Source organism: Janthinobacterium sp. LM6 (assembly GCF_002002885.1).
Taxonomy (GTDB): Bacteria; Pseudomonadota; Gammaproteobacteria; order Burkholderiales; family Burkholderiaceae_D; genus Janthinobacterium; species Janthinobacterium kumbetense.
Genome location: NZ_CP019510.1, coordinates 3,628,578 through 3,641,327 on the forward strand (window position 1 = coordinate 3,628,578; position 12,750 = coordinate 3,641,327).

Annotated in this window: 12 protein-coding genes; 7 read left to right on the forward strand and 5 right to left on the reverse strand. The window is 63.1% G+C overall.

Going from position 1 to position 12,750, the window contains the following annotated elements; translation table 11 throughout:
- Positions 1–81 precede the first annotated feature (81 nt).
- The 6 genes from BZG29_RS15890 to BZG29_RS15915 all read left to right on the forward strand — a co-directional run bounded on the left by BZG29_RS15890 (position 82) and on the right by BZG29_RS15915 (position 7,160).
- Positions 82–1,089, forward strand: coding sequence for a LacI family DNA-binding transcriptional regulator (locus tag BZG29_RS15890; protein ID WP_077404722.1), 1,008 nt, complete (start codon positions 82–84; stop codon positions 1,087–1,089).
- A gap of 32 nt (positions 1,090–1,121) precedes the next feature.
- Positions 1,122–2,606, forward strand: a complete 1,485-nt coding sequence (gene xylB / locus BZG29_RS15895; RefSeq protein ID WP_216350400.1) for a xylulokinase — start codon at positions 1,122–1,124, stop codon at positions 2,604–2,606.
- A 2-nt stretch (positions 2,607–2,608) separates the two neighbouring features.
- Positions 2,609–3,556 carry a transaldolase gene (gene tal / locus BZG29_RS15900; RefSeq protein ID WP_077404728.1) on the forward strand — a complete coding sequence of 316 codons (948 nt, stop codon included), beginning with the start codon at positions 2,609–2,611 and terminating at the stop codon, positions 3,554–3,556.
- Positions 3,557–3,612: 56 nt separating this feature from the next.
- Positions 3,613–4,548, forward strand: a complete 936-nt coding sequence (locus BZG29_RS15905) for an ABC transporter substrate-binding protein (RefSeq protein WP_077404737.1) — start codon at positions 3,613–3,615, stop codon at positions 4,546–4,548.
- Positions 4,549–4,625: 77 nt separating this feature from the next.
- A complete protein-coding gene (locus BZG29_RS15910) occupies positions 4,626–6,125 on the forward strand; it encodes a sugar ABC transporter ATP-binding protein (RefSeq protein ID WP_077404740.1) in 1,500 nt (499 codons plus the stop codon).
- 24 nt (positions 6,126–6,149) lie between these two features.
- Positions 6,150–7,160, forward strand: coding sequence for a ribose ABC transporter permease (locus BZG29_RS15915; RefSeq protein WP_077404743.1), 1,011 nt, complete (start codon positions 6,150–6,152; stop codon positions 7,158–7,160).
- Positions 7,161–7,275: 115 nt separating this feature from the next.
- Here the strand turns inward: BZG29_RS15915 and BZG29_RS15920 are convergent, their stop codons facing one another.
- From BZG29_RS15920 to BZG29_RS15935, 4 genes are all read right to left on the reverse strand, one after another.
- Positions 7,276–7,704: a GNAT family N-acetyltransferase gene (locus tag BZG29_RS15920; RefSeq protein ID WP_077404746.1), complete on the reverse strand. Its 429-nt coding sequence runs from the start codon at positions 7,702–7,704 to the stop codon at positions 7,276–7,278.
- Positions 7,705–7,764: 60 nt separating this feature from the next.
- A complete protein-coding gene (locus BZG29_RS15925; protein WP_077404749.1) occupies positions 7,765–8,760 on the reverse strand; it encodes an NADP-dependent oxidoreductase in 996 nt (331 codons plus the stop codon).
- Positions 8,761–8,860: 100 nt separating this feature from the next.
- Positions 8,861–9,163 (reverse strand): Dabb family protein, encoded by a 303-nt coding sequence (locus tag BZG29_RS15930; protein ID WP_077404752.1) that lies wholly within the window; start codon positions 9,161–9,163, stop codon positions 8,861–8,863.
- Between the two features lie 124 nt (positions 9,164–9,287).
- The gene (locus BZG29_RS15935; protein WP_077404755.1) at positions 9,288–10,466 is read right to left on the reverse strand and encodes an acetyl-CoA C-acyltransferase; all 1,179 of its coding nucleotides are present in this window, start codon (positions 10,464–10,466) and stop codon (positions 9,288–9,290) included.
- Positions 10,467–10,699: 233 nt separating this feature from the next.
- On the opposite strand from BZG29_RS15935, the gene BZG29_RS15940 reads away from it, so the two are divergent.
- Complete coding sequence (locus tag BZG29_RS15940; protein WP_077404758.1) at positions 10,700–12,400, forward strand: MFS transporter; 1,701 nt, start codon at positions 10,700–10,702, stop codon at positions 12,398–12,400.
- Between the two features lie 88 nt (positions 12,401–12,488).
- Here BZG29_RS15940 and BZG29_RS15945 read toward each other — a convergent pair whose 3' ends face one another.
- Positions 12,489–12,689, reverse strand: a complete 201-nt coding sequence (locus tag BZG29_RS15945; RefSeq protein ID WP_077404762.1) for a hypothetical protein — start codon at positions 12,687–12,689, stop codon at positions 12,489–12,491.
- Positions 12,690–12,750: the final 61 nt, after the last annotated feature.

Sequence of the window (12,750 nt, forward strand, 5' to 3'; positions counted from 1 at the left end):
TGTTTACGATAGCTTCAATCGCGGCGACACAGCCGCACCCAATCGCAGTACACAATAATAAAAAATACCTCAGGAGACACCATGGCCACCATGGAAGATGTAGCGCGGGCGGCGGACGTATCGCTGTCGACCGTCTCTCACGTAGTCAACGGCACCCGCAAGGTCAGCCCGAAAACCGTCGCCGCCGTCAACGCGGCCATGCAGCAGATCGGCTATGTGCCGAACATGCTGGCGCGTGCGCTGGCCGGCTCCTCGTCGGGCACCATCGGCGTGGCCATTTCCGCCTTCACCAATCATTACTTCAGCGAAACCGTGCGCGCCATCGAGGCGGCTTGCACGCGCCATGGCTTGATGATGCTGTTTTCCGATACGCATGACGACCCCGAACAGGAGTTGAAAGTGGTGCAGAACTTGCACCAGCGCCGCGTCGACGGCATCGTGCTGGCGCCGTCCGGCGATCCGCACAACCGCGCCCTCGACTATTTGACCAGCAACAAGATCGCTTCCGTGCTGGTCGACCGCATGTCGCCCCAGCCCTTCGACCAGGTGGGCGTCGAAAACACGCACGCCACGGCCGAGCTGGTCAGCCATCTGATCACCGTCCACGGCCACCGCCGCATCGGCTTCATCGCGGGCGCGCCCGGCCTGTCCACGACGGATGAGCGCATCGCGGGCTACCGCCTGGCCTTGCAGCGCGCCAACATCGCGTTTGACCCGGCACTGCTGCGCTCGGGCGACTCCAACCTGGAGCGCAGCGGCGCGGCCACGCGCGAATTGCTGGCTCTGCCCGCCGCACAGCGTCCCACGGCCATCGTCGCCGGCAATAACCTGATGACCATCGGCACCATGCATGCCTTGCGCGACGCGCACATTGCGGTACCTCAAGACGTTGCGCTGGCCGGCTTCGATGATTTCGACTGGGCCGATTATTTCAGCCCCCGCCTGACCGTGATGGCGCAGCCGCTCGAAGAGCTGGGCGCCATGGCCGTCGATCTGCTGATCGACCGCATCGCCAATCCGGGCCGCGCCCAGCACGTGCAGCGTTTGTCGCCAACCTTGCGCGTACGCAATTCCTGCGGCTGCCCCTGACCTTTACATATAGACACACCATGCATCCAGCGATTTCCCTCGGTATCGACCTCGGTACCTCCGAACTGAAAACCGTGCTGATGGACAGCGCAGGTGCCGTGCGCGGCCAGGCGTCCGTGCGCATCGACACCAGCCGCCCGCAGCCGGGCTGGTCCGAACAGGCGCCGCAGGACTGGTGGGCCGCCTGCGTCCAGGCGCTGGCCCAGCTGCGCGCCGGCTGGCCGCAGGACTATGCACACATCGCCTGCATCGGCCTGTCGGGCCAGATGCACGGCGCCGTGCTGCTCGACAGCAACGACAACGTGATCCGTCCCGCCATCCTGTGGAACGATGCGCGCGCCGAAGCCGAGGCCGCAACCCTGGCGCGCGACTATCCCGCCTATGCGGACGTGACGGGCAGCCTGCCCATGGCGGGCCTGACGGCGCCGAAACTGCTGTGGCTGCAAAAGCATGAGCCGGCCGCCTTCGCCGCCATCGCCTGCCTGCTGTCGCCAAAGGATTATCTGCGCCTGCAATTGACCGGGATCAAACTCACGGACATGTCCGACGCGGCCGGCACCCTGTGGCTGGACGAGGCCGCTCGCGCCTGGTACGCCCCCATGCTGGCCGCCTGCGCTTTGCGCCTGGATCAAATGCCGGCGCTGGCCGAAGGCGACGCCGCCACCGGTACCGTGCCGGATGCCATCGCCGACCAGCTGGGCTTGCCCGCGAACGTGGTGGTGGCCGGTGGCGGCGGAGATAACCCCGTCTCGGCCGTGGGCATCGGCGCCGTCAACGGCGGCGACAGTTTCATTTCGCTGGGCACCAGCGCCGCCATCGTCAGCGTGACCGAAGCGCCCTTGGGCAACCCGGCCGGCGGCGTGCACAGCTTTTGCCACGCCCTGCCCGGCCGCTGGTATGCGATGGGCGCGATCTTGTCCGGCGCCAGCTGTTTGCGCTGGGCCACCGGCGTGCTGGGCCAGCCCGACGAAGCCGCGCTGCTGGCGCTGGTGGAAGCGGGTTTGCCGCTCGACGCCCCCGTCGCCCCTTCCGCGCCGCTGTTCCTGCCCTACCTGTCGGGCGAGCGCACGCCGCACAACGACCCGCAGGTGCGCGGCGCCTTTTTACAACTGGGCCACGACAGCACGCCGGCGCAGCTCGGTTACGCCGTGCTCGAAGGCGTGGCCTTTGCCTTGCGCGACGCCATGGCGGCCGTCACGTCGACAGGCGCCGTCGTTCCCCACTGCATGCTGGTGGGCGGCGGCGCGCGCAGCCAGTACTGGGCGCAATTGCTGGCCAATGTGCTGGGACGCGAAATGCGCACCCTGCACAACAGCGAACTGTCGGCCAGCCTGGGCGCGGCCAAGCTGGGCTTTGCCGCCATCGGCCAGCGCCAGCTGCTGTCCACCGGCTTGCCCATCAAAAACACTTTCCTGCCCGATGCCGCGCACAGCGCAGCCTTGAGCATCCGCTACGGCCGCTACCGTAGCCTGTTTCCCGCCGTGCAAGCCTTGCACCAACTCAGTGATAAGGAATAGTAATGAATCAGCTGCAACAATTGAAGCAACACAGCACCGTCGTCGCCGACACGGGCGACTTTTTGCAACTGGCGCGCTTCGCGCCGCAAGACGCGACCACCAACCCGTCGCTGATTTTAAAGGCCGTGCTGCAGCCCGATTACGCGCCCTTGCTGGAAAGCACGGTCGCCGCGCACAAAACCGCGTCGCTGGACGACATCGTCGACCAGGTGCTGGTGCGCTTCGGCCTGGAAATTTTGAAAGTCGTGCCCGGCCGCGTGTCGACGGAAGTCGATGCCCGTTTGAGCTTTGACCGCGACGCCACCGTCGCCCGCGGGCGCCGCCTGATCGCCCTGTACGAGCAGGCTGGCGTAAAACGCGAGCGCGTGCTGATCAAGGTCGCCGCCACCTGGGAAGGCATCCAGGCGGCGCGCGAACTGGAAAAAGATGGCATCTTTTGCAACCTGACCCTGCTGTTCGCGTTTTGCCAGGCCGTCGCCTGCGCCGATGCCAAAGTGCGGCTGATTTCGCCGTTCGTGGGCCGCATCTACGACTGGCATAAAAAATCGCTGGGCGCGGCATGGGACGAAGCGGCGCGCAGCCTGTCCAACGATCCAGGCGTGCAGTCCGTCACGCGTATCTTTAATTACTACAAGCAACACGGCATCGCCACCCAAGTGATGGGCGCCAGCTTCCGCAACGTGGGCCAGATCACGGCCCTGTCAGGATGCGACTTGCTGACCATCAGCCCGGATCTGCTGGCCAAGCTCGAAGCGGCGGATGCGCCGTTCGAGCGCGCGCTGGGCGGCGACCTGGGCGCGGCGCAGCCGGCCGTCACCTACGACGAAGCCGCTTTCCGCTACGCCTTGAACGACGATGCGATGGCGACCGAAAAGCTGGCCGAAGGCATACGCGGCTTCGCCGTCGATGCGGGCAAGCTGGATGCCATGATCGAAAAGTTAAGAAATTAATAGTTTTTCACCCGTAGCACCGTTTGTTTTTACAATAAAAACCCTTGGAGATCCTCATGAAAAAAGTCATTACCGCCTCCCTGCTGCTGTCCGCCGCCTGCGGCGCCTTCGCCGCCGACAAACCGCTGAAATCCATCGGCGTGAGCGTGGGCGACCTGGCCAACCCGTTCTTCGTGGCGATTGGCCGCGGCGCGGAAGAAAGCGCGAAAAAGCTCGGCGGCCCCGGCGTGAAAGTCACGACTGTTTCCAGCAAGTATGACCTGAACACCCAGGTGGACCAGATCGAAAACTTTATTGCCAACAAGACCGACATCATCATCCTGAATGCCGTCGATTCCAAGGGCATCGCGCCAGCCATCAAGAAAGCGCGCAATGCGGGCGTGGTCGTGATCGCCGTCGACGTGGGCGCCGTGGGCGCTTCGGCCACCGTGATGTCCGACAACACCATGGCGGGCGACGTGTCGTGCGCCTACCTGGCCAAGCAGATCGGCGGCAAGGGCAATGTGGTGATCCTGAACGGCCCGCCCGTCACGTCCGTGATCGACCGCGTGAACGGCTGCAAGAAAACCCTGGCCGCCTTCAAGGACATAAAAATCCTGTCCGACAACCAGAACGCGGGCGGCAGCCGCGACGGCGGCATGACCGTGATGTCGAACCTGCTGACGGCCCATCCGAAGATCGACGGCGTGTTCGCCATCAACGATCCGACGGGCATCGGCGCCGAACTGGCGATCAAGCAATCGAAACGCACGGACGTGAAACTGATCACGGCCGTCGATGGCGCCCCCGATGGCCAGAACGCCCTGAAAAACAAGGCCGGCCTGTTTGCCGCCACCTCGGCGCAAAACCCGTACCGCATGGCCACCGACGCCGTGCAGATGGGCTACGACATCATGAACGGCCGCACGCCGAAACAGACCATGGTGCTGTTGCCGACCCCGGCCATCACCAAGGAAAACGTCGCCACCTACACGGGCTGGGTAAAGAACTGATCTGCCTGACCTGAACCACGCGGCGCCGCCGGCCAGTTGCCAGGCGGCGCCAGTTTCACCAGCAAGGAAGGACAGTCATGAGCGACGATATTATTTTTGAAATGCGCGGCATCGAGAAGCGCTTTGGCGCCACGCGCGCGCTGCGCGGCGTGCACCTGACGGTGCGCAGCGGCGAAATCCATGCCGTGATGGGCGAAAACGGCGCCGGCAAGAGTACCCTGATGAAGATTCTGTCGGGCGTGTACACGCCGGACGCGGGCGAAATCATCCTCGACGGCAAGCCGATTCGCATCCGCAACCCGGGCGAGGCCCGCGCGCTCGGCATCAACCTGATCTATCAGGAACTCAGCGTGGCCAAGAACATGACGGTGGCGCAGAACGTCTTCATGGGCAGCGAGCCGCAAGGACCGTTCTGGACCGTCAAGGGCGGCGAGATGCGCGCGCGCACGAACGCCATCCTGGCCGACCTCGGTTCCCGCTTCGACGCGGACACCATGGTGTCCACCCTGTCGATCGCCGAGCAGCAGCAGGTGGAAATCGCCCGCGCCCTCGTGCATGAAAGCCGCATCCTGATCATGGACGAGCCCACCGCCGCCCTGTCCGACCGGGAAACCGAACAATTGTTCCGCATCATCGAAGAACAGCGCGACAAGGGCCTGGCCGTGCTCTACATCAGCCACCGCATGGCCGAGGTGGAGCGCCTGGCGCGCCGCATCACCGTGCTGCGCGACGGCGCCTATGTGGGCGAGCTGGGCAAGGATGAGCTGGATCAAAAGAAAGTCGTGCAAATGATGGTGGGCCGCCCCGCCGACGACTTTTATTCGCACCAGCGGCGCACGACGCGGGGCGCCGAGCGCTTGCGCGTGGAAAACGTCGGCGGCGGCAAGGTCAAGCCCGCCTCGTTCTCCCTGCATGCGGGCGAAGTGACGGGTCTCGCCGGCCTCGTGGGCGCGGGCCGCACGGAACTGGCGCGCCTGATCTTTGGCGCCGACAAGAAAGCATCGGGGCAGGTGTGGCTCGATGGCCATGAAGTGCACATCCAGCGGCCGCTGGCAGCCATCCGCCACGGCATCGGCTACCTGCCCGAGGACCGCAAGAGCCTGGGCCTGTTCATGCAATTGTCGGCCATGGAAAACATGTCGATGAATATCCTGTCCAAGCATGCGACGGCAGGCGTGGTCAACCGTGGCGCCCTGACCCAGCTGACGCGCGAGGCGATCAGCAACCTGAACGTCAAGGTGTCGGGCCCGGACGGCATCGTCGGCGGGTTGTCCGGCGGCAACCAGCAGAAAGTCTTGCTGGCGCGTTGGCTGGCCATCGCGCCCAAGGTCCTCATCCTCGACGAACCGACGCGGGGCGTGGACGTGGGCGCAAAGAGCGAAATCTACAAGATCATCCACCAGCTGGCGGACGCGGGCACGGCCGTGCTGTGCATTTCCAGCGAACTGGCCGAGCTGGTCGGCATCTGCGACCGCGTGATGGTGATGTGCGAAGGACGCCTGACGGGCGAAGTGACGGGCGACGACATCACGCAGGAAAACATCCTTGCTTATGCCACCCAGCTGGAAGCGGCATAAGAATAATCATTCAGGAGATTCAACATGACAACTACTACCACAGGCGGCGCCGCGCGCGCCGGCGAACCCTTCAATGCCTCGAACCTGATGCGCCGCCTGGGCATGCTGCCCGTGCTGGTCGTGCTGTACCTGGCCATGTACGGCTTGACCGTGTATTTCTCGGCCGACGGCACGTCGACGTTCATGACCAGCAATAACACCATGAACATCTTCCGCCAGGTGTCGATCAACATCGTGCTGGCGTCCGGCATGACGTTCGTCATTTTGACCAGCGGCATCGATTTGTCCGTCGGCTCCGTGCTGGCCGTCTCGGCCGTGGCAGGCATGCTGATGTCGCTGTCGGCCCAGTTCGCCGGCTTTTCGATTCCCGCCTTCCTCATCGTCGGCCTGCTGCTGGGCGCTCTGAACGGCGTGCTGGTCGCCCTCGTCGGCCTGAACCCCTTCGTCGTGACCCTGGGCACCATGACGGCCCTGCGCGGCGCCGCCTACCTGCTGGCCGATGGCACCAGCGTGCTGAACACGGAAATCCCCAGCTTCGAATGGATGGGCAACGGCAGCTTCCTGGCCGTGCCCTGGCTGATCTGGCTGGCGGCCGCCGTCGTCGTGCTGACGTGGTTTATTTTGCGCAAGACCACCCTGGGCCTGCATATCTACGCCGTCGGCGGCAATATCCAGGCGGCCCGTTTGACGGGGATCAAAGTCGGTCTCGTCTTGATGTTTGTGTACACGATCAGCGGCCTGTTCGCGGGCTTGGGCGGCGCCATGTCGGCCAGCCGCTTGTATGCGGCCAACGGCAACTGGGGTACCGGTTATGAACTCGATGCCATCGCGGCGGTCGTGCTCGGCGGCACCAGCCTGATGGGCGGCGTCGGTTCCGTCTGGGGCACCGTCATCGGCGCCTTGATCATCGGCGTGATGAACAATGGCTTGACGATCCTGGGACTGTCGTCGTTCTGGCAGTATGTGGCCAAGGGCGTCGTGATCGTGCTGGCGGTGATCCTGGATAAATGGCGCCAGTCCCACGCGCAGAATTAGGAGCACTCCGCACGACGTCCATGGCTGCGTTGCATTGCCTAGCCGTACTATTCGTACTGTCTTCGGCAATGCGCCTTGCCCTGAACGCGGTGCGGGGCACTCCCGCACTCACTGATTAAATCAACGCCAGCCGCATCTCCACATGCGCAATCCCCGCCTCTTCAAATTGTTCCCCCTGCTGCACGAAACCGTGGCGCGCATAGAATGGCGCGGCCACGGTTTGCGCGTTCAGCACCACCGCCGCATCGCCGCGTTCGCGGGCTTTGTCCATCAGCAAGGTCAAAATGGCGCCGCCCACGCCCGTGCCGCGGCCCGGCTGGCGCACGGCCATGCGGCCGATGTGGCCATCGGGCAATAAGCGGCCCGTGCCGATGGCGTTGCCGGCGTCATCGTAGGCGACGGCGTGCAGGCAGACGCTATCCATGTCGTCGAGTTCGATCTCGGCCGGCACTTTCTGTTCATCGACAAAGACTTCAAAACGGATGGCGGTGGCGTCAGGGCCCAGGGTGGCCCAGTCGCCGAGGCGGATGGTGTGCTTGGTCATGGTGTAATGTAGAAAGAGACAGGCCGCAATTGTCGCACGACCTGCCTTTCCACAGGGTGATCAGCTGAGCTTGACCAGCTGCTTGCCGAAGTTACGGCCTTTCAACATGCCGATGAAGGCTTCGGGCGCGCTGGCCAGGCCGTCGGCCACGGATTCGCGGAATTTCAGCTTGCCCGTCGCCACCAGCGTGCCCAGTTCCGCCAGGCCCTGCGGCCAGAATTCCGGCTGTTCCGAGACGATGAAGCCGCGCACGGTGAGGCGGTTGGTCAGGATGAAGCGCGCATTGTCGAGCGGCGTCGGTTCGCCGTTGTAGCCGGCGATCCAGCCGCACACGGCGATCCGGCCAAACGCGTTGGTGCGCGCCAGGGCCGCATCGAACACGGCACCGCCCACGTTTTCAAAGATGGCGTCGATGCCGTCCGGCGTGGCCGCCGCCAAGTCGGCTGCCAGGTTGCCCGCCTTGTAGTCGACGCAGGCGTCGAAACCCAGTTCATTCACCACATACGCGCACTTGTCCGCGCCGCCCGCGATGCCGACCACGCGGCAACCCTTGAGTTTCGCCAGCTGCCCCACGACGCTGCCCACGGCGCCGCTGGCGGCCGACACGACCACGGTTTCGCCCGCTTTCGGCGCCATGATCTGGTTCAAGCCATACCACGCCGTCATGCCCGGCATGCCGACGGAACCCAGGTAGGCGGAGGCTGGGATGTGCGTCGTATCGACCTTGCGCAGCATGGTGCCGTCGGATACGGCCACTTCCGTCCAGCCCAAAGTGCCCACGACAGTGTCGCCCACGGCAAACTTCGGATGCTTCGATTCCAGCACCACGCCCACCGTACCGCCGATCATGGTTTCATCGAGCGCCTGCGGCGCCGCATAGCTTTTATTCGTGCTCATGCGTCCGCGCATATAGGGGTCGAGCGACAGATACTGGTTACGCACCAGCAATTGACCATCCTGGATGGCGGGAATCTCGACAGTTTCCAAACGGAAGTTATCCGGCTGCACTTCAGCCGTGGGGCGCGAGGCGAGGACGATGCGTTGGTAGGTGGTCATGAAGGCTCCTTGTTGGACGAACAATCTAAACCCCAGAGCAAATACCGGGGTCAGACCCTGAGGGTCTGACCCCAGCCCTTCGTTTGGGGTTAACGGGTTTTCACACTTCGTAATCCATGCACTGCCGCGCTTCCCGCACGGCCCCAAAGAACGGCTTGATCTTCACGTGCTCGGGGTGGTTCTGGTAAGCGTCGAGCGCCTCGCGGCTGGCAAATTCGCTGTACAGCACGATGTCGTAGGTCGCTTCCAGGCCCGGCTGGGCCACGGCTGCCTCGAATTTCAAGATACCGGGCACCAGGTCCGAGCAGGAATCGAGCAGGGCTTTCAGTTTCAATGCATTGGCGGCGCGGTCGGCGCCTTCGGCGTGGTCTTTGAGTTTCCAGAAAACGATGTGCTTGATCATGGCGGCAGGCTGCTTGTTTATTAATGAAGCATTACTGTAACCGCTATCGGCGCGTCTTGCAGGAACAGGGCGCGGAATGCAAACGGGCGGCCCTGGAAGCCGCCCGCAGACTGGTTTACTTATATCACAGCACTTCGAACAGCCCGGCGGCGCCCTGCCCGCCGCCGATGCACATGGTGACCACCACGTATTTGACGCCGCGGCGCTTGCCTTCGATCAAGGCGTGGCCCGTCAGGCGCGCACCCGACACGCCGTACGGGTGGCCGACGGCAATCGCGCCGCCGTTGACGTTCAGGCGGTCCATCGGGATGCCCAGGGTGTCGGCGCAATACAGCACTTGCACGGCAAACGCTTCATTGAGTTCCCACAGGCCGATGTCGGCCACCGTCAAACCCGCTTTTTTCAGCAGTTTCGGGATGGCAAACACTGGGCCGATGCCCATTTCATCGGGTTCGCAGCCGGCCACGGCGAAGCCGCGGAAGATGCCCAGCGGCTGCAGTCCTTTCGCCTCGGCCACTTTCGCATTCATGACGATGGCCATCGAAGCGCCGTCGGAAAACTGGCTGGCGTTGCCGGCGCTGATGACGCCGCCCGGAATGGCCGGGCGGATCTTCGCCACGCCGTCATACGTCGTGTCCGCGCGGATGCCTTCGTCGGCGGCAATCGTCACTTCGCGCGACACCAGCATGCCGCTGGCCTTGTCGGCCACGCCCATGATGGTGGTCATCGGCACGATTTCCGCGTCGAACAGGCCGGCAGCCAGGGCGCTTGCTGCGCGCTGCTGGCTTTGCGCGCCATAGGCGTCCTGGCGCTCGCGCGAAATCTGGTAGCGCTTGGCCACGGTCTCGGCCGTCTGCAGCATGGGCCAGTACACTTCCGGCTTGTGCTGCTGCAGCCAGACGTCGCGGTACATATGCGTATTCATCTCGTTTTGCACACAGGAAATCGATTCCACGCCGCCCGCCGCATAGATATCGCCTTCGCCGGCGATGATGCGCTGCGCCGCCAGGGCGATGGCCTGCAAGCCCGAGGAACAAAAACGGTTGACGGTCATGCCGGCCGTCGTGACGGGGCAGCCGCCGCGCAAGGCCACCTGGCGCGCGATGTTGCCGCCCGTGGCGCCTTCGGGAAAGGCGCAGCCGACCAGCACGTCTTCCACTTCCTCCGCCTCGATGCGCGCGCGCTCGACGGCGGCCGCCAGCACATGGCCGCCCAGGGTGGCGCCATGCGTCATGTTGAACGCGCCCTTCCAGGACTTGGCCAGGCCCGTGCGGGCGGTCGATACGATGACGGCTTCATTCATGCTGTGTCTCCTTGTGGGAATGTTATATGGTCGGGTGGTATATCTGCGGAATCAGAATAGCACATTTAAGTACGGTCGTTCGCAAAGTTGAAATGAATGGCAATTTGTAAGCTTGATGTAAGTTTCAAGCAAGCATGACGTAAGGTTCGGAGAACACACTCGCCCCAAGCTGTTGCAAGAATGGTCAAAAAGACCTCGGCACCAGTTCACTATAAAACATAGGGAGACAAACCATGGCATCACCATCCGGCTCGGCCGACGTACGGAAAATTTCCACCAAGGGAACGCCGATTACGCCCGAGGAACGCAAGGTCATCTTTGCGTCCTCCTTGGGCACCGTTTTTGAATGGTACGATTTTTACCTGTACGGTTCGCTGGCATCGATCATCGCCAAGCAATTCTTCATCGGCGACCCCACCACCACCTTCATCTTCGCGCTGCTGGCCTTTGCCGCCGGCTTCATCGTGCGTCCGTTCGGCGCGCTGGTCTTCGGCCGCCTGGGCGACATGATCGGCCGCAAGTACACCTTCCTGATCACCATCCTGATCATGGGCGGCTCCACCTTCATCGTCGGCTTGCTGCCGGGCCATGCGTCCATCGGCATCGCCGCACCGATCATCCTCGTCATCCTGCGCATCCTGCAAGGCCTGGCGCTGGGCGGCGAATACGGCGGCGCAGCCACCTACGTGGCCGAGCACGCGCCTGAAGGCAAGCGCGGCGCGTTCACGGCGTGGATACAGACGACGGCCACCCTGGGCTTCTTCCTGTCGCTGATGGTCATCCTGGGCACCCGCCTGGCGACCGGCGAGAAGGATTTCGAAGCGTGGGGCTGGCGCATTCCCTTCCTCGTCTCCGTCATCCTGCTGGGTATTTCCGTATGGATCCGCCTGGCCATGAATGAATCGCCGGCGTTTGCCAAGATGAAGGCCGAAGGCAAGACCTCGAAAGCCCCGCTGACGGAAGCGTTCGGCAAGTGGAAAAACCTGAAGATCGTCATCCTGGCCCTGATCGGCCTGACCGCCGGCCAGGCTGTCGTGTGGTACACGGGCCAGTTCTACGCCCTGTTCTTCATGATCCAGACCCTGAAAGTGGACCTGGCAACGGCCAACGTGCTCGTCGCCGTCGCCTTGCTGCTGGCCACGCCGTTCTTCCTGTTCTTCGGCAGCCTGTCCGACCGCATCGGCCGCAAGTACATCATCCTCGGCGGCTGCCTGATCGCCGCGGCGACCTACTTCCCGATCTTCAACGGCCTGACCCACTTCGCCAATCCGCAGCTGGAAGCGGCACTGAAGAACTCGCCAGTGGTGGTGGTCGCCGATCCGGCCTCCTGCCACTTCCAGTTCAACATGACGGGTACCAAGAAGTTCCCTTCGTCGTGCGACATCGCCACCGGCTTCCTGTCGAACAGCTCGGTGAACTACACGAAGGAAGACGCGCCGGCCGGCTCAATCGCCAAGGTGCGCATCGGGACGAAGGAATTTAGCTCGTTCAACGCCGTCATGACGCCCGACGGCCTGAACTTCGATGCGGAAAGCAAGGCCCACGAAGCGGCGCTGAAGAAAGAAATCGGCGCCGGCATCAAGGAAGCGGGCTACCCTGCGAAAGCCGATCCGGACCAGATCAACAAGCCGATGGTCGTCTTGCTGCTGTTCATTCTGGTGCTGTACGTGACCATGGTGTATGGCCCGATCGCCGCCATGCTGGTGGAAATGTTCCCGACGCGTATCCGTTACACCTCGATGTCCCTGCCCTACCATATCGGCAACGGCTGGTTCGGCGGCCTGCTGCCGACCACGGCCTTCGCGCTGGTGGCCTTCAAGGGCGACATCTATTATGGCCTGTGGTATCCGATCGTCGTCGCCCTGGCGACTGTCGTGATCGGCACCCTGTTCGTCAAGGAAACCAAAGACAACAATATCTACGCCGACGATTGATCCGGCGCAAGCCCCGGCCGCAAGACCGGGGTCCGCAAAGCAAAACGCCGCTGACTGGTCAGCGGCGTTTTTTTATGTGGCGGCAAGCTTACTTATCGTTTTTCTTTTTCAGCTGGTCGCGCTGCTGCACGTATTCCTGGTAGCTGGTCTGGTTGCGCTTGCGGCAGGCGTTGCGGTCGTCAAAATTATTAAGGCTGTTGCAATACTCGCCGATCTTGTCCCGGTTTGCGTCATACAGTACTTCACAGCCAGTGATGGCCAGCAAGAAGGGAATGATCAGATATTTCATTGCTACTCTCATGGATAGGAACGGGATTGCGCGAAAAAACACCAGATTGCCTACTGGATAA